13 protein-coding genes, 3 tRNA genes, 3 rRNA genes and 1 pseudogene are annotated in these 23,179 nt (G+C 45.6%); 3 read left to right on the forward strand and 17 right to left on the reverse strand.

All coding sequences use genetic code 11. The features are described from left to right. Nucleotide 1: 1 nt before the first annotated feature. The 5 genes and pseudogenes from cysD to cysJ form a co-directional block, all read right to left on the reverse strand. Nucleotides 2–910, reverse strand: a complete 909-nt coding sequence (cysD, locus tag Xish_RS04330; RefSeq protein WP_099116871.1) for a sulfate adenylyltransferase subunit CysD — start codon at nucleotides 908–910, stop codon at nucleotides 2–4. A gap of 10 nt (nucleotides 911–920) precedes the next feature. Then, nucleotides 921–2,341 (reverse strand): annotated as a pseudogene (cysG, locus tag Xish_RS04335) (siroheme synthase CysG). 279 nt (nucleotides 2,342–2,620) lie between these two features. After that, nucleotides 2,621–3,355 (reverse strand): phosphoadenylyl-sulfate reductase, encoded by a 735-nt coding sequence (locus Xish_RS04340; protein ID WP_099116872.1) that lies wholly within the window; start codon nucleotides 3,353–3,355, stop codon nucleotides 2,621–2,623. Further along, on the reverse strand, nucleotides 3,352–5,091 hold the full coding sequence (gene cysI / locus Xish_RS04345) for an assimilatory sulfite reductase (NADPH) hemoprotein subunit (RefSeq protein ID WP_099116873.1): 1,740 nt from the start codon (nucleotides 5,089–5,091) through the stop codon (nucleotides 3,352–3,354). Before cysI ends, Xish_RS04340 begins: the two co-directional genes overlap by 4 nt. Before the next feature lie 14 nt (nucleotides 5,092–5,105). Further along, nucleotides 5,106–6,902, reverse strand: a complete 1,797-nt coding sequence (cysJ, locus tag Xish_RS04350; RefSeq protein ID WP_099118664.1) for an NADPH-dependent assimilatory sulfite reductase flavoprotein subunit — start codon at nucleotides 6,900–6,902, stop codon at nucleotides 5,106–5,108. Between the two features lie 276 nt (nucleotides 6,903–7,178). Here cysJ and queD point away from each other — a divergent pair, with 276 nt between their 5' ends. Next, nucleotides 7,179–7,541, forward strand: coding sequence for a 6-carboxytetrahydropterin synthase QueD (gene queD, locus Xish_RS04355; RefSeq protein WP_099116874.1), 363 nt, complete (start codon nucleotides 7,179–7,181; stop codon nucleotides 7,539–7,541). A 34-nt stretch (nucleotides 7,542–7,575) separates the two neighbouring features. Here queD and queE read toward each other — a convergent pair whose 3' ends face one another. Beyond that, the gene (gene queE / locus Xish_RS04360; RefSeq protein WP_099116875.1) at nucleotides 7,576–8,247 is read right to left on the reverse strand and encodes a 7-carboxy-7-deazaguanine synthase QueE; all 672 of its coding nucleotides are present in this window, start codon (nucleotides 8,245–8,247) and stop codon (nucleotides 7,576–7,578) included. Nucleotides 8,248–8,414: 167 nt separating this feature from the next. Between queE and Xish_RS04365 the strand changes: the two genes are divergently transcribed. Then, the gene (locus Xish_RS04365) at nucleotides 8,415–9,800 is read left to right on the forward strand and encodes an amino acid permease (protein WP_099116876.1); all 1,386 of its coding nucleotides are present in this window, start codon (nucleotides 8,415–8,417) and stop codon (nucleotides 9,798–9,800) included. A gap of 112 nt (nucleotides 9,801–9,912) precedes the next feature. Here the strand turns inward: Xish_RS04365 and Xish_RS04370 are convergent, their stop codons facing one another. The 11 genes from Xish_RS04370 to pepQ all read right to left on the reverse strand — a co-directional run bounded on the left by Xish_RS04370 (nucleotide 9,913) and on the right by pepQ (nucleotide 20,719). Further along, nucleotides 9,913–10,743, reverse strand: coding sequence for an endonuclease/exonuclease/phosphatase family protein (locus Xish_RS04370; protein ID WP_279625652.1), 831 nt, complete (start codon nucleotides 10,741–10,743; stop codon nucleotides 9,913–9,915). A gap of 341 nt (nucleotides 10,744–11,084) precedes the next feature. After that, nucleotides 11,085–11,161: transfer RNA gene (locus Xish_RS04375), tRNA-Asp, on the reverse strand. Nucleotides 11,162–11,216: 55 nt separating this feature from the next. Then, nucleotides 11,217–11,332: ribosomal RNA gene (gene rrf / locus Xish_RS04380) — 5S ribosomal RNA — on the reverse strand. Nucleotides 11,333–11,413: 81 nt separating this feature from the next. Next, nucleotides 11,414–14,323 (reverse strand): 23S ribosomal RNA (locus Xish_RS04385). A 175-nt stretch (nucleotides 14,324–14,498) separates the two neighbouring features. Next, a tRNA-Ala gene (locus Xish_RS04390) sits at nucleotides 14,499–14,574 on the reverse strand. Nucleotides 14,575–14,595: 21 nt separating this feature from the next. After that, nucleotides 14,596–14,672: transfer RNA gene (locus tag Xish_RS04395), tRNA-Ile, on the reverse strand. A 66-nt stretch (nucleotides 14,673–14,738) separates the two neighbouring features. After that, nucleotides 14,739–16,281: ribosomal RNA gene (locus Xish_RS04400) — 16S ribosomal RNA — on the reverse strand. The 16S, 23S and 5S rRNA genes sit together here with 3 tRNA genes alongside, the layout of an rRNA operon. Before the next feature lie 389 nt (nucleotides 16,282–16,670). After that, nucleotides 16,671–17,213 carry a menaquinone-dependent protoporphyrinogen IX dehydrogenase gene (gene hemG / locus Xish_RS04405; RefSeq protein ID WP_099116878.1) on the reverse strand — a complete coding sequence of 181 codons (543 nt, stop codon included), beginning with the start codon at nucleotides 17,211–17,213 and terminating at the stop codon, nucleotides 16,671–16,673. A gap of 38 nt (nucleotides 17,214–17,251) precedes the next feature. Further along, entirely contained in the window at nucleotides 17,252–18,703 is a 1,452-nt protein-coding gene (gene trkH, locus Xish_RS04410) for a Trk system potassium transporter TrkH (protein WP_099116879.1), read from the reverse strand. 70 nt (nucleotides 18,704–18,773) lie between these two features. Next, complete coding sequence (locus Xish_RS04415; protein WP_099116880.1) at nucleotides 18,774–19,385, reverse strand: IMPACT family protein; 612 nt, start codon at nucleotides 19,383–19,385, stop codon at nucleotides 18,774–18,776. After that, a complete protein-coding gene (pepQ, locus tag Xish_RS04420; RefSeq protein ID WP_099116881.1) occupies nucleotides 19,385–20,719 on the reverse strand; it encodes a Xaa-Pro dipeptidase in 1,335 nt (444 codons plus the stop codon). The genes Xish_RS04415 and pepQ overlap by 1 nt, the downstream gene beginning before the upstream one ends. 273 nt (nucleotides 20,720–20,992) lie before the next feature. Between pepQ and fadB the strand changes: the two genes are divergently transcribed. Continuing rightward, nucleotides 20,993–23,179 carry a fatty acid oxidation complex subunit alpha FadB gene (gene fadB, locus Xish_RS04425; protein ID WP_099116882.1) on the forward strand — a complete coding sequence of 729 codons (2,187 nt, stop codon included), beginning with the start codon at nucleotides 20,993–20,995 and terminating at the stop codon, nucleotides 23,177–23,179.

The following is a 23,179-nucleotide window of genomic DNA, read 5'->3' on the forward strand; positions in this document are numbered from 1 at the left end:
CTTAAAAATAACCCTGACGCTTTTTCAGCTCCATAGAACCCGACTGATCACTATCAATCAGCCGACCTTGCCGTTCACTAGTGGTTGATATCAACATTTCTTCGATGATTTCCGGCAACGTTTCTGCTCCTGATTCTACAGCTCCGGTCAGAGGCCAGCAGCCAAGTGTCCTAAAGCGCACTTTGCGCTGGCTAATTACTTCCCCTGATTTCAGATCGATGCGATCATCATCAACCATAATTAATGTCCCCTCGCGCTGAACAACCGGACGAGATTTAGCAAAATAGAGGGGGACGATATCGATCTGCTCCAAGTAGATGTATTGCCAGATATCCAACTCTGTCCAGTTGGATAACGGGAAGACGCGGATACTTTCCCCTTTGTTAATCTGGCCGTTATAATTGCGCCAAAGTTCGGGACGCTGGTTTTTGGGGTCCCAACGATGGGAACGATCACGGAATGAGTAAATTCGTTCTTTAGCGCGCGATTTTTCTTCATCACGCCGCGCTCCGCCAAATGCTGCATCAAAGCCATATTTATCCAGAGCCTGCTTCAATCCTTCTGTTTTCATGATATCGGTATGTTTGGCACTGCCATGAATAAAAGGATTAATTCCCAATGCCTCTCCTTGTGGATTACGGTAAACCAGTAACTCAAAACCATATTTTTCCGCTGTGCGATCACGGAAGTTGTACATGTCCTGAAATTTCCAGCCTGTATCTACGTGCAATAAAGGGAAAGGCAGTTTTCCCGGATAAAATGCTTTACGTGCAAGATGCAGCATCACTGAGGAATCTTTGCCAATCGAATAGAGCATGACGGGGTTGGCAAATTCAGCAGCTACTTCCCGAATAATATGGATACTTTCAGCTTCAAGTTGCTGTAAGTGTGTCAGTTTTTTTTCGTCCATTAGGCACTCCTTATACTAAATCAATCACAGCAGGGCGATTTACTTGATCAGCAGCGTTTTTGCTTTCAAACCATCCTATCTGATGGTGGAGTTGAGCCACCTCTCCTATTACCAGCAAAGCGGGTGATGGTACGTCTTGTGCCAATCGCTCCAATTCGGACAAGGTTCCGGTCAATACTTGTTGCTCTGGACGAGTGCCACAACCGATCACGGCAACGGGAGTATTGCTATCCCGACCGTGTGAAATCAGCTTTTGGCTGATCAAGGCTGCTTTCATGATCCCCATATAAATGGCTAATGTTTGATTGCCTCGCGCTAGCGCAGGCCAATCCAATTCATTGCCATTTTCACGGCAATGTCCGGTAATAAAAGTAACGCTTTGCGCGTGTTCTCTGTGGGTCAATGGGATACCTGCGTAAGCAGACGCGCCCACTGCTGCCGTAATGCCGGGCACGACTTGAAAAGGAATTCCCACTGCTGCTGCAATCTGTAACTCCTCTCCACCACGACCAAAAATAAAGGGATCGCCCCCTTTTAAGCGAACTACTTTTTTCCCCTGATCCGCTAATTTGATGATAAGTCGGTTGGTTTCTTCCTGCGCCACAGAGTGATTACCCGCTCTTTTTCCAACACAGATTTTGTCTGCATCACGGCGAACTAATTCCAGAATTTCTGCACTCACTAAATGGTCATAAAGAATGACGTCAGCCTGCTGAATCACCTGCAAGCCTTTTAAAGTCAATAATCCTGGATCACCTGGCCCAGCGCCTACCAACGCAAGTTCTCCTTGGGAATGAGGATCACCTTGTGCCAACTGCTGTTCAAGTTGCTCTTCTGCTTGTTGTAATTGCCCATTGGCGATTAGTGTGGCAAAACGCCCATTAAACGCTTTTTCCCAAAAATGACGTCGTTGACGTATGGAAGTAAGACGTTGTTTCACGCGTTCGCGCCAGCGCCCTGCAATATTTGCCATCGTACCCAAGCTAAATGGCAGCAAAGACTCCAGCTTTTCTCGCAATAATCTGGTTAATACCGGAGATTTTCCAGCCGATGAGATCGCCACGATAATCGGGGAGCGATCAATAATTGATGGAAAAATGGCCGAACAGAGTGGTTGGTTATCCACAACGTTGGTCAAGATAGCGCGCTTATTAGCTTCGGCAAAAATATGTTGATTTAGGTTGTGATCGTCTGTGGCGGCAATCACTAAAAATACACCATCAAGATATTCTGTTTTAAACGTTCCCTGTAACCACTCAAATTCTCCTGTTTGATGGCGTTGTTGCAGTTCTGCATGTAGCTCAGGAGCAACAATCGTTAACGCTGCACCAGTACGAAGTAATAAGTCTGCTTTGCGAGAAGCGATTTCTCCCCCCCAACCAGCAGTACAGATCGGGCTTTAAGCTCAATAAATAAAGGTAAATAATCCACGATACCATCCCGCGTTAGAGCCTGTTCATGTTCTACCCTATGGATTTCATAGTCACAAAGGATATAGCTCTTAATTATTATGATGACCAGAAGATGAATATATGAGGCTGTGATCAGGTTATGAAATGACAAAAAGTAATTATTTGTTCCTGAAATGCATAAGATAATTTTTTCGTGTGTTATAAGGCCGATTAAGCAAAATATTCAGAATAAAAAAACAGCGCTTCTCTTTGCGAAATGCGCTGTCTAATAGAAATTGTTGTGATTTGTAATATTAATTTAACCTTCGTGCAAACCGCACTCACGTTTCAAACCAAAAAAACGAGTTTGTTCTTCACTCATACCTGGTTCCCATTTTTGGGTGGTATGCGTATCTCCCACAGAAAGGTAACCCTGCTCCCATAATGGATGGTATTCAAGACCATACTTTGTCAGATATTGATGTACCTGCCGATTGTCCCAATCAATAATGGGCAAGATTTTGAACACCCCTCGTTGAATTGCCAGCACAGGTAAATGGGTACGGCTTTCTGATTGCTGACGACGCAAGCCCGCAAACCAGCTTTGTGCCTGTAGCGTTTTTAATGCGCGGTTCATAGGCTCAACTTTGTTGATTTGGTTATAACGTTCTATCCCCTCTATTCCCTGTTCCCATAATTTGCCATAACGTGCTTCTTGCCAAGCCGGAGAATATTCTGCACGAAAAATCTTCAAGTTCAGATTGAGTTTTTCAGTCAATTTATCGATAAATTGATACGTTTCAGGAAATAGGTATCCCGTATCGGTCAGAACCACAGGAATATCAGGGTACTCCCGCGTCACCAGATGCAAGCAAACCGCCGCCTGAATACCAAAACTAGAGGAAAGCACAAATTCACCAGACAGATGTTCCAACGCCCATCTCACACGTTCACGGGCATCCAACACCTCCAGTTGTTGATTGATTTCTGCCAATGACGTGATTTGCTGCTCTGGAGCCAGTGCCACCAGCTCCGATAAATTCAGTCGGCTCATACTGCCTCCTGCCAATCATAAAAATCGACGGCCGAATTCAATACTGGCTTGATGATATCAGCACGGATCAGAAAATCACCGAAACATTCATCGGTATGACGCTCCAATGCCCAACGACCAATTAATTCATCCAGTATCTCAAGGATCTCTGCTGATGTGATATTTTCCCTGTACATGCGGGGAATTCGATCACCTATGCGATTTCCACCAAGATGCAGGTTGTAACGATCAAGCGCTTTACCCACCAGCCCAATTTCTGCCAGCATCGCCCTGCCGCATCCATTGGGGCAACCTGTAACGCGCAGTATGATCTCTTCATCACCAACACCATGCTTTTGCATTAACGCATCAACATAATCGACAAAAGTCGGCAGGAAACGCTCTGCTTCGGCCATCGCTAACGGACAAGTAGGAAATGAAACACAAGCCATAGCGTGGTGACGCAAAGTTGTCACGCTATCGTCAATTAAGCCATGGGCACGGGCAATTTCTTCGATCCGCGATTTTTCACTCTCAGGTATCCCTGCCACAATCAGGTTTTGGTTGGCTGTCAGACGAAAATCTCCTTTATGGATTTTCGCAATTTCTGCAATCCCAGTTTTTAATGGCTGGTTGGGATAATCCAACAAACGACCATTTTCAATAAATAAGGTCAGATGCCATTGATCATCAATGCCTTTTAACCAACCAATTTGATCACCCCGACCAGTGAATTGATACGGGCGAATTGCTTCAAATTTCACGCCAGCACGTTTTTCAACCTCTTGTTTGAAGGTTTCAATGCCCACACGTTCAAGGGTATATTTGGTTTTCGCATTTTTACGGTCAGTCCGGTTACCCCAATCACGTTGGGTGGTCACTATCGCCTCCGCAATTGCCAGTGTGTGCTCCAGTGCAATAAAACCAAATTCACTCGCCAGCCGTGGAAAGGTTTTTTTGTCGCCGTGGGTCATGGCTAATCCCCCACCCACCAATACGTTAAAACCAATTAATTGATCATTTTCCGCAATAGCGACAAAGTTCATATCGTTGGCATGCAGATCCACATCATTTTGTGGCGGGATAACCACCGATGTTTTGAATTTACGTGGCAGGTAAGTAGTGCCAAGAATCGGTTCTTCATCGGTTGTTGCAATTTTTTCTTTATCCAACCAGATTTCAGCATACGCATTGGTACGAGGCAGCAGATGTTCCGATATCTTTTTTGCCCACTCATAAGCCTGTTGGTGTAAAGCAGATTGCACTGGATTAGATGTACACAGCACGTTACGATTGACGTCGTTGGCGGTAGCCAGTGAATCCAACCCCATTTGTGCCAATAATTGGTGTGCTGGCTTGAGATTATTTTTTAAGATCCCATGAAACTGGAATGTCTGGCGGTTGGTTAATCTAATACTGCCATACAACGTATTTTCTGTTGCAAACCGATCAATACCCAACCACTGTTTTGGCGTAATAATTCCCCCAGGCAAACGACAACGCAGCATCATGGCATGGCGCGGTTCGAGTTTTTGTTCTGCGCGCTCCGCCCGAATATCACGGTCATCTTGCTGATACATACCATGAAAGCGGATAAGGAGGAAATTATCCCCCTCAAATCCACCTGTCAGCCCATTTTTTAAATCTTCGCTAATCGTTCCTCGCAGATAATTACTGTCCAACTTCATCCGTTCGCTGTCTGCAAGTTTACCTTCGACGATCAAAGGATCTGGTTTTTCTTTGCTCACATTGCTCATGTTAATTGCTCACGTTAGTAAACATCTCTCTGATAACGGCGCTCAAGGCGCAATTCACTCAAGAATTCATCAGCCTGTTCAGCATCCATGCCACTATATTGTGAAATAATGTCTAGTAGGGCTTGTTCTACGTCTTTTGCCATGCGATTCGCATCGCCACAAACATACAGATGGGCGCCATCCTCAATCCAGCGCCAGACTTCTTCTCCCTGTTCACGCAGTTTGTCTTGTACATAGACTTTATGCTGCTGATCCCTTGACCATGCCAGATCAATACGGGTCAATAAGCCCTCTTTCACGTAGCGCTGGAATTCAACCTGATAAAGAAAATCTTCAATAAAATGTGGGTTACCAAAAAACAGCCAGTTTTTACCTTCCGCTCCCTGACTGTCACGATGCTGCAAAAATGCCCTAAACGGAGCAACTCCCGTTCCTGGTCCAATCATGATGATTGGTGTATTAGGATCGGCCGGTAAACGGAAATTATCGTTCTGTTCGATAAACACTCGTATGTTGTCATCTTCCTGCAAGCGATCCGCCAGATAACCTGACGCGCCACCTGTACGGGCACGCCCTTCAATATCATAACGAACGACACCCACGGTAATGTGGACTTCGTTTTCCACTTCAGATTGTGAAGAAGAGATGGAATAGAGACGTGGTGTCAGTGGACGCAATAAATCAATAAATTGCTGGGCTTCTGGATGTGAAGCCGCAGCCCTGACCATATCTACAATGGGTGTTGTCTGAGCGTATTGCTGCAATGCTTGTTTGTTAGCGGCCAGCGATAACAGTTTTTCATCTTTCGCCAACGCTGCATATTTCCCAACAATCATTCCGGTATTTTGGGTCAACTCTACATGGCGAATCAACGCCTCACGCAGTGGGAGGGATTTTCCATACACATTGACCTGCTCTGAACCTTCCAACCAAAGCAGGGCTATTAATTCATCCACTAAAGCCGGATCGTTTTCAAACCAAACGCCAAGGGCATCTCCTGGTTGATAGCGCAACCCTGAATCCCCTATATCAATTTCAATATGGCGAACATCCTTGTCAGAACCCCGTCCCGTTATTTTCTGGTTAGTCAACAGGGAGGCTGTTAGAGGGCTTTCTCTAGTGTACGTTTGGGTTTCTTTGACATACGCTGGAGTATTCGATGAAATGACAGAATTTGCTTGTACTGACAAACGTTGCTTCAAAATATCCGTAACTTGCTGACGCCATTGGGCAGCCTGTTCTTCGTATTCCACATCAGCGTCAATACGCTCCAGTAGGCGCTGAGCACCAAGCTCATGTAAACGACTGTCAAAATCTTTCCCTGCCTGACAAAAGTTTTCATACGACGTATCCCCAAGGCCAAATACGGCATATACCGTCTCTTTCATTGATGGCGCTTTTTTGGAATAGAGATACTTATGGAGTGCTACAGCTTCTTCTGCGGGTTCACCTTCACCTTGTGTTGAAGCAACAATAATCAATACACGTTCCTGGTAAATTTGCTTAAATTTATAGTCACCCGCATTAATTAAGTTTACATTAATATTTTCAGCTAATAGTGAATCTCTTAGTTGTTCAGCCAGACGACGAGCGTTGCCTGTTTGTGATGCGGAAAGCAAAGTCACGGTTTCTTGTACGGAAACTGCGGGGGTTTCTGCTCCAGTTTGTGGCTGATGATTTACCATTCCCCAAAAATAGCCAGACAACCAAGCTAATTGGTGGGGAGAGAAATCACTAATTGCAGATTGCAAGCGTGATAATTGTTCTGGAGAAACAGGTAGTAATGCGATTGAAGGTGGTTTTGCGGTCATTGTCCCAGTGCCTTTTGCTATAGCCAATATCCATGTTGTAAAAGATGTAAAAATCAACTTTGCCATCAGCATGAATTGATTAAGGTTATCCCAGAATAGGAGCGGTATTTAAAGAAAGGATCGCAATATCTCATAACTAAAATGCCTAACTTTATTTACAGATTTAATATATCAATAAAGTCGTTAAGCATTGTGCTTTTTCCTTCCAGAAAAATCACGTTAAGCTCGCAAAGTTCAGGTAGAATAGCCGACCTTTTGAAATCAGGGGAAAGCACAGTGAGTACAACCATTTTTAAAGATTTTCAATTCGAAGCAGCACATCGCCTTCCACACGTACCGGAAGGACACAAATGTGGGCGTTTGCATGGGCATTCATTTATGGTACGTCTGGAAATCACCGGAGAAATCGATCCGCTTAGTGGCTGGCTCATGGATTTTGCCGATGTCAAAGCGGCTTTTAAACCCGTCTGGGAGCGGCTTGATCACCACTACCTCAATGAAATTCCAGGGCTTGAAAACCCAACCAGCGAAGTGTTAGCCAAGTGGATCTGGGAGAAGTTAAAACCGACATTGCCTCAACTCAGTGCTGTTATGGTTAAAGAGACTTGTAGCGCAGGTTGTATCTATCGGGACGAATAAGAGTTCAGCACCAGAGCCTGGTGCTGAATGAGGTTTAGGCGATATTTAAGTATTTATGAGTTTGCATCGAAAAACGCCAATTACGGGCAATACATGTTTCGATGCACAGGCGGGTTGCATCTTCTTTCTGGCTGATCGGCTGTAAGGCAATAACCGGAGTAGGGTTTCCATCAAGCATAGTCAATAATTCATCCAATGCTTCAATATCGCGTTGCCGCCCGACAGGGTGCTTGATTTCATTGGCACGTTTCATCGCCTCAGGCAAGACTCGATATCCTCCGCGCATTTTCACTTTCGGGGAAACTGTCACCCACGTTTTGTCAGAACACTGGATCGCATGTGTACCACTCGTCTCAATCTGACATTGATAGCCTTCACTTTCCAGTGTTTCCGTCAAAGGACGAAGGTCATATAAGCACGGTTCTCCTCCGGTAATAACAATATGCTTTGCACTGTAGCCTTGGCGAGTGAATATGCTCAGCAATTGTTTTGCACTGGCAACGCCCCACAGATTACTCTCTTGCGATTTCAGCAAGATATTTTCCATCGGCTGCTGTTTATCAGCCTCTTTTTCCCACGTATGCTTGGTATCACACCAACTGCACCCTACCGGACATCCTTGTAATCGAATGAAAACCGAAGGTACACCGGTAAACACTCCTTCTCCCTGTAAAGTTTGGAAGATTTCATTTATTGGGTAAATCATAAAAAAACTCTGGTTTTAATAAACTGCCCGTTATTATTACAGATATCTATCCCGCGAACATCCATCTTTATGGTATCGTACTGGGTTGCTTTTGCTGGCATCTCACGTCAGACAGAGCATCGTATGCCTAAATACTCTCAGGCTGAAAGGATAGATGGGAATAACGAATGCAAAATAATGAAAATCAGCTTAAACAGGGTCTAAGCGTGCGGCACATCCGCTTCATGGCTTTAGGCTCTGCAATAGGCACAGGGCTGTTTTATGGCTCAGCAGCAGCAATACAGCAAGCTGGCCCCGCTGTATTGCTGGCCTATTTAATCGGCGGCGCTGCCGTATTTATCGTAATGAGAGCACTGGGCGAAATGGCCGTTCACCATCCTGTTTCTGGTTCTTTTTCGCAATATGCCAGCCATTATTTGGGGCCTTTAGCCGGTTTTTTAACTGGTTGGATCTATATTCTTGAAATGCTGTTTGTTTGCCTGGCTGATGTTACTGCATTCGGCATGTATATGAAGCTCTGGTTCCCGTATGTTGATCAATGGATTTGGGTTTTAGGAATTGTATGTTTTATTGGTGCCTTGAATCTGTGTCACGTAAAAATCTTTGGTGAAATGGAGTTTTGGCTTTCAATTATTAAAGTCACCGCCATTATTGCCATGATTATCGGCGGCCTTGCCATTATGTTTTACGGTTTCGGGCAAGCAACTGAGCATGCAACCGGCCTCTCCAATTTATGGGAGCATGGTGGTTTTATGCCAAATGGTATCAGTGGGGTGATAGCTTCATTCGCCATTGTTATGTTCGCTTTTGGTGGCATAGAAGTCATTGGTATCACTGCCAGTGAAGCGAAAAATCCAGAAAAAACGATCCCTCAGGCAATTAATGCGGTTCCGTTTCGTATCTTGATCTTCTATGTATTGACTTTGTGTATCCTGATGAGCATCTATCCATGGAACCAAATTGGTCAGGATGGAAGCCCATTCGTACAGATTTTTTCCAATTTGGGAATTAATTCGGCTGCAAACATTCTGAATGTGGTCGTGATTACCGCTGCTATTTCCGCTATTAATAGTGATATTTTTGGTGCGGGCAGGATGATGTATGGTATGGCGCAAGAAGGACAAGCTCCCGAATCATTCAAAAAATTAACTCGTAATGGTGTGCCCTGGATGACGGTTCTTGTCATGACTGCGGTTCTGTTACTTGGCGTGGTGCTGAATTATTTACTCCCTGAAGAGATCTTCATTCTTATTGCTTCCGTAGCCACATTTGCAACCGTCTGGGTATGGTTGATGATTTTAATCTCGCAAATTGCCATGCGTCGCCAAATGAGTGCGGAAGAAGCCATGAGATTGAAATTTCCAATCCCAATGTGGCCCATCGCTCCGATAATCACGCTTGTTTTCATGGTCAGTGTCATCGTATTGCTGGGGTATTTTGAGCAAACAAGAGACGCTCTATATGTTGGTCTGGGTTGGGTATTTATTCTGACTCTAGCCTATTTCTTCGCTGTGAAGAAGAAACTATCCGCAAAACGCTCTTCTAACCAGTAAACTATTCAAGTATGTTTCAAAAAGCGTCGGTAATCTCCGACGCTTTTTTATTTTTTCTCTGCAAGATCAATGAGTCACTCTATCCATTAGTTATCATCACACAGAAAAATCGTCATAAAGAGAAGTTCACCATCAATGGGTTGTGATCAGAAGCACCGGTCATTACAACTGTTGCACGGGCAACTTTTAATTCACGATAAAAAACAAAATCCAGCGGTTTGCCAAAAACAATCGTTCTATGATCATCATTAAAATAGACTTCTTTCAAGTGCATACGATGTGCGAAATGTTCTAATATTTTTAATCTCTGCCGACTCCACGCATTAAAATCTCCAGCAAAAATGACAGGGCCATTATGTAAGTTTATATGAATGCCAATGTTATTTAACTGCCGGCTATAAACATCAATGCCAAGACTAAAATTAATGGCATGCACGTTTATCACCATCAACTGGCGTTTATCCGGCAATGGATAAATCGTAATTAATGATGATTTAGATAGCCTGAATATCGGTTCTTTTTCACGCAGCGGGCAACAATAAATCGGTGAAGACGATGCCAATGTCATCACACCTGATGGGTGTTGGGGGATAGCAAATGCAGGGACCTGATCCGCAACTAAGCCACTTTCTGTAATGAATTTCAATAGGGCTGGGGTCGTTTGTGCTTCTTGTAGCAAGACAAGGTCACTCTTCTCAATCAAAGAAGCCAAAACATGTTGCCATGATGGGCGCTGCTGTTTGTAGATATTCCAGATAACGACAGAAAGTTCGCAATTATGGTCAAGAAGCGGTTTTCCGCGTGGTAACGATGCATCCTCAAGTAATTGTTTAGAAGTAGGCAAAACCCGTTCCACAGGCTGTCCAGCAACATATCTCATAGCAAAATTTTTTTGAGCGTAATTTTTTCTCGCCCAGCTTCTTCTTAAATAACTATTTCTGATCAAGTTTCCCCCAGCTTACTTCTACACCTTTTACTCCCACTAATATGACATCTTAGTCATTGATTTCAATCTCTAGTGCTTAAAAAACCAACATGGCTATGTAGCTATATAATAACAACACAACATACTGATAAAACAACTATTCATTAGAATTAGTAGAGTGATTATTTAATATTAAAAAATAAATATTAATATTTTTGATAATTATCAAAAAACATCATATTCAAGAAGTAAATTTCTCTTGGTCGAGAGACACATAAGAAGGATATAAATAATAAGCTGTAGATTAGATAATAGAAAAAACCCTGAGAGATATCTCTCAGGGTTTTTTCTAAATACGGTGGCGGTGCGGACGGGACTCGAACCCGCGACCCCCGGCGTGACAGGCCGGTATTCTAACCAACTGAACTACCGCACCACCGAATTTTTTATCCTTGCTGCCTTTTATGCCAGCAACAAAGGGTTAATTGAATGTCTGGCAGTTCCCTACTCTCGCATGGGGAGACCCCACACTACCATCGGCGCTACGGCGTTTCACTGCTGAGTTCGGCATGGGGTCAGGTGGGACCACCGCGCTCTTGCCGCCAGACAAATCCTGTTTTCAATCCCGAACAAGCTGCTTTCTCTCTGAAACTGTCTTCTCTCATGCCCAAAACACCTTCGGTGTTGTCAGGTTAAGCCGCACGGTTCATTAGTACTGGTTAGCTCAACGTCTCGCAACGCTTACACACCCAGCCTATCTACGTCCTCGTCTCGAACGTTCCTTCAGTGTCCTCAAGGGACAAGGGAAGACTCATCTTAAGGCAAGTTTCCCGCTTAGATGCTTTCAGCGGTTATCTCTTCCGCACTTAGCTACCGGGCAGTGCCATTGGCATGACAACCCGAACACCAGTGGTGCGTCCACTCCGGTCCTCTCGTACTAGGAGCAGCCCCTTGCAATCTTCCAACGCCCACGGCAGATAGGGACCGAACTGTCTCACGACGTTCTAAACCCAGCTCGCGTACCACTTTAAATGGCGAACAGCCATACCCTTGGGACCTACTTCAGCCCCAGGATGTGATGAGCCGACATCGAGGTGCCAAACACCGCCGTCGATATGAACTCTTGGGCGGTATCAGCCTGTTATCCCCGGAGTACCTTTTATCCGTTGAGCGATGGCCCTTCCATTCAGAACCACCGGATCACTAAGACCTACTTTCGTACCTGCTCGAGCCGTCACTCTCGCAGTCAAGCTAGCTTATGCCTTTGCACTAACCTCACGATGTCCGACCGTGATTAGCTAACCTTCGTGCTCCTCCGTTACGCTTTGGGAGGAGACCGCCCCAGTCAAACTACCCACCAGACACTGTCCGCAACCCGGTTCACGGGCCTACGTTAGAACATCAAACATTCAAGGGTGGTATTTCAAGGATGGCTCCGTGCAGACTGGCGTCCACACTTCACAGCCTCCCACCTATCCTACACATCAAGGCTCAAGGTTCAGTGTCAAGCTATAGTAAAGGTTCACGGGGTCTTTCCGTCTTGCCGCGGGTACACTGCATCTTCACAGCGAGTTCAATTTCACTGAGTCTCGGGTGGAGACAGCCTGGCCATCATTACGCCATTCGTGCAGGTCGGAACTTACCCGACAAGGAATTTCGCTACCTTAGGACCGTTATAGTTACGGCCGCCGTTTACTGGGGCTTCGATCAAGAGCTTCGCCTTGCGGCTAACCCCATCAATTAACCTTCCAGCACCGGGCAGGCGTCACACCGTATACGTCCACTTTCGTGTTTGCACAGTGCTGTGTTTTTATTAAACAGTTGCAGCCAGCTGGTATCTGCGACTGGCCTCGGCTCCGGGCGCATGTCCCTTCACCTAACGCCAGCGTGCCTTCTCCCGAAGTTACGGCACCATTTTGCCTAGTTCCTTCACCCGAGTTCTCTCAAGCGCCTGAGTATTCTCTACCTGACCACCTGTGTCGGTTTGGGGTACGATTCAATGTGACCTGATGCTTAGAGGCTTTTCCTGGAAGCAGGGCATCTGTCACTTCAGCACCATAGTGCCTCGTCATCACGCCTCAGCCTTAAAGCACCCCGGATTTCCCTGGGATGCCAGCCTACACGCTTAAACCGGGACGACCGTCGCCCGGATGACATAGCCTTCTCCGTCCCCCCTTCGCAGCCACACCGAGTACGGGAATATTAACCCGTTTCCCATCGACTACGCCTTTCGGCCTCGCCTTAGGGGTCGACTCACCCTGCCCCGATTAACGTTGGACAGGAACCCTTGGTCTTCCGGCGAGCGGGTTTTTCACCCGCTTTATCGTTACTTATGTCAGCATTCGCACTTCTGATACCTCCAGCAAACCTCACAGTTCACCTTCTCCGGCTTACAGAACGCTCCCCTACCCAACAACACCTAAATGTCGCTGCCGCAGCTTCGGTGCATGGTTTAGCCCCGTTACATCTTCCGCGCAGGCCGACTCGACCAGTGAGCTATTACGCTTTCTTTAAATGATGGCTGCTTCTAAGCCAACATCCTGGCTGTCTGAGCCTTCCCACTTCGTTTCCCACTTAACCATGACTTTGGGACCTTAGCTGGCGGTCTGGGTTGTTTCCCTCTTCACGACGGACGTTAGCACCCGCCGTGTGTCTCCCGTGATAACATTCTTCGGTATTCGCAGTTTGCATCGGGTTGGTAAGTCGGGATGACCCCCTAGCCGAAACAGTGCTCTACCCCCGAAGATGAATTCACGAGGCGCTACCTAAATAGCTTTCGGGGAGAACCAGCTATCTCCCGGTTTGATTGGCCTTTCACCCCCAGCCACAAGTCATCCGCTAATTTTTCAACATTAGTCGGTTCGGTCCTCCAGTTAGTGTTACCCAACCTTCAACCTGCCCATGGCTAGATCACCGGGTTTCGGGTCTATACCCTGCAACTTAACGCCCAGTTAAGACTCGGTTTCCCTGCGGCTCCCCTATTCGGTTAACCTTGCTACAGAATATAAGTCGCTGACCCATTATACAAAAGGTACGCAGTCACCCTGATAAATCAAGGCTCCCACTGCTTGTACGTACACGGTTTCAGGTTCTCTTTCACTCCCCTCGCCGGGGTTCTTTTCGCCTTTCCCTCACGGTACTGGTTCACTATCGGTCAGTCAGGAGTATTTAGCCTTGGAGGATGGTCCCCCCATGTTCAGACAGGATACCACGTGTCCCGCCCTACTCGTTGAGCTCACAATAGGCATGTCTTCGGATACGGGGCTTTCACCCTTTACTGCCGGCCTTTCCAGACCGTTCTCCTGACACGCCTATCGCTGATGGCTCTGGGCTCCTCCCCGTTCGCTCGCCGCTACTGGGGGAATCTCGGTTGATTTCTTTTCCTCGGGGTACTGAGATGTTTCAGTTCCCCCGGTTCGCCTCCTTACCCTATGAATTCAGGCAAGGATAGTGCAACGGATTGCACTGGGTTTCCCCATTCGGACATCGCCGGCTGATAGCGCTTCATATCAGCTCACCGGCGCTTTTCGCAGATTAGCACGTCCTTCATCGCCTCTGACTGCCTAGGCATCCACCGTGTACGCTTAGTCGCTTAACCTCACAACCCGAAGGTGTCTTCGGACTGGAGTTTTTGAGAGACTCATCAATGTTATCGTTCAACAACATCGATTGTTTCAAATTTTCAGCTTGTTCCAGATTGTTAAAGAGCAAATATTCCATAACACACTGTTTTTAATGTGTTCTGAAATACTTTTTGTTATTTAAGAAGAGGATGGTGGAGCTAAGCGGGATCGAACCGCTGACCTCCTGCGTGCAAGGCAGGCGCTCTCCCAGCTGAGCTATAGCCCCATCGAATCGGACAAAAAAAGTTGGTAGGCCTGAGTGGACTTGAACCACCGACCTCACCCTTATCAGGGGTGCGCTCTAACCACCTGAGCTACAAGCCTATACCGAGCCCGTCTCTTCTTCTATCAGACAATCTGTGTGAACACTCACATTTCACCATCGTTGGTTAAGGAGGTGATCCAACCGCAGGTTCCCCTACGGTTACCTTGTTACGACTTCACCCCAGTCATGAATCACAAAGTGGTCAGCGCCCTCCAAAAGGTTAAGCTACCGACTTCTTTTGCAACCCACTCCCATGGTGTGACGGGCGGTGTGTACAAGGCCCGGGAACGTATTCACCGTAGCATTCTGATCTACGATTACTAGCGATTCCGACTTCATGGAGTCGAGTTGCAGACTCCAATCCGGACTACGACAGACTTTATGAGGTCCGCTTGCTCTCGCGAGGTCGCTTCTCTTTGTATCCGCCATTGTAGCACGTGTGTAGCCCTACTCGTAAGGGCCATGATGACTTGACGTCATCCCCACCTTCCTCCGGTTTATCACCGGCAGTCTCCCTTGAGTTCCCACCATAACGTGCTGGCAACAAAGGATAAGGGTTGCGCTCGTTGCGGGACTTAACCCAACATTTCACAACACGAGCTGACGACAGCCATGCAGCACCTGTCTCACGGTTCCCGAAGGCACTTCCGCATCTCTGCAGAATTCCGTGGATGTCAAGAGTAGGTAAGGTTCTTCGCGTTGCATCGAATTAAACCACATGCTCCACCGCTTGTGCGGGCCCCCGTCAATTCATTTGAGTTTTAATCTTGCGACCGTACTCCCCAGGCGGTCGATTTAACGCGTTAGCTCCGGAAGCCACAGCTCAAGGCCACAACCTCCAAATCGACATCGTTTACAGCGTGGACTACCAGGGTATCTAATCCTGTTTGCTCCCCACGCTTTCGCACCTGAGCGTCAGTCTTCGTCCAGGGGGCCGCCTTCGCCACCGGTATTCCTCCACATCTCTACGCATTTCACCGCTACACGTGGAATTCTACCCCCCTCTACGAGACTCTAGCCAACCAGTCTTAGATGCCATTCCCAGGTTAAGCCCGGGGATTTCACATCTAACTTAATTGACCGCCTGCGTGCGCTTTACGCCCAGTAATTCCGATTAACGCTTGCACCCTCCGTATTACCGCGGCTGCTGGCACGGAGTTAGCCGGTGCTTCTTCTGCGGGTAACGTCAATCGCAAGGTGTATTCAACCTTGCGCCTTCCTCCCCGCTGAAAGTACTTTACAACCCGAAGGCCTTCTTCATACACGCGGCATGGCTGCATCAGGCTTGCGCCCATTGTGCAATATTCCCCACTGCTGCCTCCCGTAGGAGTCTGGGCCGTGTCTCAGTCCCAGTGTGGCTGGTCATCCTCTCAGACCAGCTAGGGATCGTCGCCTAGGTGAGCCTTTACCCCACCTACTAGCTAATCCCATCTGGGTTCATCCGATGGCGTGAGGCCCGAAGGTCCCCCACTTTGCTCCAAAGAGGTTATGCGGTATTAGCCACCGTTTCCAGTGGTTATCCCCCTCCATCGGGCAGATCCCCAGACATTACTCACCCGTCCGCCGCTCGCCGGCAGGAAAGCAAGCTTTCCCCCGCTGCCGCTCGACTTGCATGTGTTAGGCCTGCCGCCAGCGTTCAATCTGAGCCATGATCAAACTCTTCAATTAAAAGTTTGATGCTCAAAGAATCTTACTGTTAGTTCGTAATGAATTAACTGTCAGTCACTCTTCAAGACTTTAATCTTTTTTGCCTTTCGGCTGAGATAGTGTCTTGCGAGTGCCCACACAGATTGTCTGATTAATTTGTTAAAGAGCGTTGGCAACCGGCCGTTTCTGCCGGGTTGCGAGGCTGCGTATCTTACGCTTTCCTCTTACTGTGTCAAGCCTTATTTTTTCTGACTTTTCACGTTGTCATCTCAACAGGTTTGTGTGTTTGTCGGGACAACGGATGCGCATTATAGGGAGTTTTGTGGCTCTGACAATAGTTTTTTTTGATTTTCTTTCTGTTCGTGTTTTTTTTACTCAAAACGAGGCGATAATCAGCAAAAAGGATGTTTTTAAGGCGTGTTATCACACGATATTTGCAAAAATTTTTCAGAAAAATGATCTACCTGTTTCCAATCAGTGTATTCAATTTCTTTTGTAGTATCCGTTTCTCCTCCAGTCATTCGCATAATGAACTGAATCATGATGCGATCCAACCAACGATAACGTGGATACAGTAACGCCCCTGCAAAAACTCCGCAGATATCAGGTTGCCACGGACTTTTTATTAAAAACTTGCGTACATAAGCGTTCGTTTCTGGTGTTCTTTTTTCTGGTTTTCTCGCCGTTAAATTAACCCCAAAGAAAGCCGTTGGCATTTGGTTCAATTGTTTTTGATGGCGAACGACAAAATTATGCAATACAGAATTGAAACGACCATAGCGTATCGACGCACCTATCATGACTTTTTGGTAAGGCATCAGATTGACCTGTTTCACTGTGGAAAGATCTCTTAACTCACACCTAATACCAGCACGACGGAGATTCCCTGCGATACGGGTAATAATTTTTTTGGTCTGTCCATCCTGAGTAGAATAGAGCAACAAATAATTCATAGATACGCCCTTATTAAATAGAAGTTCACATATAAACACTATTCACGCCAAAAAGTGGGAGTAAATAGGACCAATAATGTGAACACTTCCAAACGTCCAAATAACATAGTGACAACCAATATCCATTTAGCGGCAGGATTCATAGTTGTAAAGTTATCAGCAACGACTCCCAATCCTGGTCCCACGTTATTCAATGTTGCTGCAATGGCAGAAAAAGCAGAAAACTCGTCAACACCCGTTGCGATCAGTAACAACATACTAATAATGAAGACGAGCGCGTAAGCTGAAAAAAATCCCCATACTGCTTCAATGATGCGTTCCGGTAATGCTCGCCGCCCTAATTTGATGGTGTATACCGCATTCGGATGAACTAAACGTTTTAATTCACGAGATCCTTGCAAGAACAATAACAAGATACGGATAACTTTGAGACCGCCTCCCGTCGAACCCGCGCATCCCCCTATAAAGGCAGAACATAACAATAAAAAAGGCAAAAACAGAGGCCAATTGGCAAAAGTGTCAGTTGTAAACCCCGCAGTTGTCGCCATAGAAACAACTTGAAAAAAAGCGTGATTTAATGCTGCCAATTCTGACTCATAAACGGAATGTTGCCATAATATCAGCATACAGATTGCCAATAGTGACAACTGAATAGTAATGAACATACGAAATTCAGGATCACGCCAATACACTTTCAAGCTTCGTCCAGAAAGAACCGCAAAATGCAGGCCAAAATTACAGCCCGAAATCAATAAAAAAATGGCAATAATCGTGTTGATGGCTGGGCTATTGAAGAAACCGATACTGGAGTCATGGGTAGAAAATCCACCAATAGCGATGGTAGAAAAGCTATGAGAAATCGCATCAAATACTGACATCCCCGCAGCCCATAGTGCTACCGCACAGGCTATGGTCAACAAGACATAAATCAGCCAAAGTGTTTTTGCTGTTTCTGCAATACGGGGGCGCATTTTATTGTCTTTCAGTGGCCCAGGCATCTCTGCACGGTAAAGCTGCATTCCTCCAACACCAAGCAGAGGTAAAATCGCCACAGCCAGAACGATAATTCCCATACCGCCTAACCATTGCAACATTTGTCGATAGAACAAAATAGCCTTGGGAAGAGAATCAAGGCCAACAAGCGTCGTCGCTCCAGTTGTCGTCAAGCCAGAAAATGATTCAAAAAAGGCATCTGTGATTGAAAGATTGGGTTTTTCTGAGAAAATAAATGGCAATGCCCCCACACTTCCTAACACAGTCCAAAATAGGACAACAATCAAAAAACCTTCTTTCGGCTTGAGTTCAGATTTTTGTTCGCGATTTGGCACCCACAATATTAAACCAATGATGAGAGCAAAAATAAATGTCTGGCTGAATGCTCTGCCTGCACCATCGCGATAGATCAATGCCACCAATCCCGGAATAATCATTGTGACAGAGAAAAGAATGACAAGTAGTCCAACAATACGGGTTATGGCGCGAAAATGCATTCGGCTGGTTCCTTAGAAATCCGGTATGAAGAAGAAATATAGTTATGATTTTAGTGTTAAGAGCCTGGTATTAAGAGCTTGGTGTTAAAAACAAAGTACCACGGCTCAAGTTCCGTAATTTATCACCTATCTCACCAACAAGGGTAGCTGGCAGAGAAACTTGTAACGTAACATTTTCAGCATAATCACTGGCGATCACTTGCCCAGAGAATTGGTGTAACAACTGTTCTACCATTGAAATATGCGCATACTCACACTGCAATTGGTATAACTTCTGCGGTACTTTGTATTCGGTTTGTAACAGTTTCAAAGCTTGTTGCACACCATTGCCGTAGGCTTTTACTAACCCCCCTGTCCCCAGTTTTATGCCACCAAAATAGCGAACAGAAACTGCGGTAATTTCACCCAGACCACTTCCTATTAACTGAGCAATCATCGGCTTGCCCGCGGTTCCGGTAGGCTCACCATCATCAGAAAAACCTAACTGTTGGGAATCATCCGGTGCCCCTGCTACAAAAGCCCAGCAGTGATGCCGAGCATCAGGATATTGCTCTTTGATGCTTTGGATAAATAATTTAGCCTCATCCACCCCGCTGGTGTGCTCCAGCAGGGTAATGAAACGACTCTTTTTTATTTCTTCAGTAAAGCTGACTGAAGCCGCAGGGATCAAATAAGGCTTCATTACGATAATTGTAAGTCTCTGGTCATGTTTTCAATTTTTCCATCGTGAATAACGATGTTATCTTCAATACGAATACCACCATAAGATTTCAACATATCGATTTTTTTCCAATCGAAATGTTGACGATATTCGCTTTCACGCCACTGCGCTAATAACGTTTCAATGAAATAGATCCCAGGCTCAATGGTCAAAACCATTCTTGGCTCCAGGATACGGGTACAACGCAAATAAGGATGCATTTTTGGAGCTGCCAGATGGGTTCCTCTATCATCTTGCATAAATCCAGCAGCATCATGCACCTGCAACCCCAAAGGATGACCGAGTCCGTGTGGGAAAAATGGTGTCGTCAATCCGGCCTCAACCATACCTTCTTCACTGATCCCATGAACAATATCATGTTTTTTCAATATTCTGGCTATGCGTTTATGCATATTAACATGGTAATCAGTATATCGGACTCCCGTTTTAATTGTGCCGATGATCGCCTGCTGCTCTTCACTCAGATCCTTTATCAATGAGGCGAAATCGTTATTAGGTTTTGCTGCATAGGTTCTGGTGATATCCGCTGCATAACCATGATATTCAGCGCCAGCATCAATCAAGAAACTGCGAATTTCAGAAGGAACCCTCTGTCGTAACTTATTGTAATGCAAAACAGCCGTATTCTCGTTCAAGGCAATAATATTATCATAAGGAACATCGGTATCACGGTGTCCGGTTGCCATCAAATAGAACATATTAATTTCGAATTCGCTCACGCCAGACAAAAATGCATCATAGGCTGCCAGATGACCATTAACGGCGGTTTTCTGAGCCTCACGCAGACAGACCAATTCGTAATCTGTTTTATATGAACGATGATAATTCAAATAATCCAAAACAGCTTTTGGGTTGATATTGTGATCAAAAATACCCAAAGATTTAGCACGCTCAGTTTGTTCACCAATATAAGCTGTATTCTGTTTGGCTAATCCATTCAGCTTTGTGCTGATATCTTCAGATTTTGCCAAATGAATCATTTCTATTTCGTCAGTCCAATAGCCATTGGGCAGGGGTTCTACGCTGTGCCAGTAATCTACAGGTGAATAAAACCAAAGCTTAGGTTTATTAACTCCATCAATCCACAACCAGCAATTAGGCACTTTGGTCACAGGTATCCATGCCTTAAAGTGCGCATTGACCTTAAACGGATAATGGCTGTCATCAAGAAAAACCCGTAATGATTCACCTGAATGAATAAGCAAGGCGTCAAGCTGGGTGCGTTCTAAGATTTCTTGGGCACGTTTTTGTAAGGTTTTAATGTGTTCTTGGTACAGAGATGCCAACTTTTCCATCTTAATTAGCCTTTTGATTTTTTGGCAGGAGCTTAAATATTATCACAATTCATTATTGTGGGAGCTATCACGTGAAAAGCCCCCTTTCTAAAATTAAGCTAATATATTTATATTTTTCAGAACACTAACTAAATATGTTGTTCCCTGTCATAAATCTTACCTGTGATCCGCCCTACAAAAAATTAATCATTGGTTTGCATTAAATTAACACAGTAATCACAATCAACTGCATCTGGTCATACCAGATGGTATGCACTCATTGAGGAGAATGACATGCTCTACCTAAGTGAAACTATTCAAGTAAAATGGCTGAAAGATGGCATTGCTGAACTCATCTTCAATGCACCGGCTGCAATTAATAAATTAGATACAAAAACGGTGACTTCACTGGCTAAAGCTGTTGCCGCCCTTGAGCAAGAAACTGAACTGAAAGGATTACTGTTACGCTCTGAAAAACAAGCCTTTATTGTTGGCGCAGACATTACAGAATTTTTATCGTTATTCAGTGCGCCAGCAGAAAAACTGCACGAATTGCTCAATCTCGCCAACAATATCTTTAATCGTATAGAAGATCTCCCTGTTCCAACTATCTCTGCTATCAATGGCTACGCTCTTGGCGGTGGATGTGAATTGGTACTTTCAACCGATTTCCGTATCGCTTCTCCAGATCTTCGCATCGGATTACCAGAAACTAAATTGGGCATTATGCCGGGATTTGGTGGTTCTGTCCGCCTGCCACGCTTGATTGGTACAGACAATGCTCTCGAAATCATTTCCGCTGGAAAAGATATTGGTGCTGAAGAAGCACTGAAAAATGGCCTGGTTGATGCCGTCGTTCCTGCCGAAAAACTGCTTGATTCTGCCGTTTCAATTCTGGAACAAGCCATTCGAGGAGACTTAGATTGGAAAGCAGCCCGTCAACCTAAACTAATACCACTGAATCTCAATGAGATCGAGCGTACCATGAGTTTCACCGTAGCAAAAGGTATGGTAATGAAGGTTGCTGGCCCACATTATCCGGCTCCAATCACTGCGGTGAAAACCATTGAAAAGGCCGCTACACTGGGTCGCGATGAAGCCTTGAAACTAGAATCTGCCAGTTTTGTATCATTAGCGCATACCTCTGTCGCCCGTGCCTTAGTCGGTATCTTCCTGAATGACCAATATGTTAAGGGACTGGCAAAAAAACATCTGCAAGCTGTCACAACACCTGAACATGCGGCTGTACTGGGTGCGGGGATCATGGGAGGAGGCATTGCCTACCAATCAGCACGCAAAGGTATTCCTGTCTTGATGAAAGACATCAATCAAAAAGCGCTGGATTTAGGTATCAATGAAGCTGCCAAATTGCTGCATAAACAATTTGAACGTGGACGCTTAGATGCTATGAAGATGGCTAAAACTCTGGCATCCATTCAACCCACTCTTAGCTATGCCGGTATTGAACAATCCCAAGTCGTTGTTGAAGCTGTCGTTGAAAACCCTAAAGTTAAAGCTGCGGTTCTGGCTGAAACCGAATCACACATCAGTGATAACTGCATTCTGGCGTCTAATACCTCCACCATTCCAATCACTGAATTGGCAAAATCGTTAAAACGCCCGGAAAACTTCTGTGGTATGCATTTCTTCAACCCAGTACATCGTATGCCGTTGGTCGAAATTATTCGCGGCGAAAAAACCTCAGATAAGACTATTTCAAGCGTTGTGGCGTATGCCAGTAAAATGGGTAAAACCCCGATTGTCGTTAACGACTGCCCTGGTTTCTTTGTAAACCGGGTATTGTTCCCATATCTGGCTGGTTTCGGCATGTTGCTGCGTGATGGTGGTGATTTCCGCCAAATCGACAAAATTATGGAAAAAGAATTTGGCTGGCCAATGGGTCCTGCATATCTCCTTGATGTTGTCGGTATTGATACCGCTCACCATGCACAATCTGTCATGGCTCAGGGTTTCCCTGACCGTATGAGCCGTGATTATCGGGATGCTATTGATGTGCTATTTGAAAATCAACGTTATGGTCAGAAAAATGGCGTTGGTTTCTATAAATATACCCAAGATAAAAAAGGCAAACCGAAAAAAGAGCTGGATGATACTACCGATCAGTTACTGGCAAGCATCAGCAAACCGAAACATACTTTCTCCGGCGAAGAGATCATTGCCCGAACCATGATCCCAATGATTAACGAAGTTGTTCGTTGCCTAGAAGAAGGTGTCATTGCCAGCCCAGCAGAAGCAGATATGGCGTTGGTATATGGCTTAGGCTTCCCTCCATTCCACGGTGGTGTTTTCCGTTATCTGGATAATATGGGAACCGCGGCCTATGTGAAAATGGCAGAAAGTTATGCTCATTTGGGCGCTCTCTATCACGTACCTGCCGGCTTAAAAACCAAATCCGAAAGTAATGAAAGTTACTACCCTGCACCCGCAGAGCTTGCTGTTAATCCAGGTGAAAAAGCGTGA

The sequence above is a fragment of the Xenorhabdus ishibashii genome (assembly GCF_002632755.1).
Lineage (GTDB): Bacteria > Pseudomonadota > Gammaproteobacteria > Enterobacterales > Enterobacteriaceae > Xenorhabdus > Xenorhabdus ishibashii.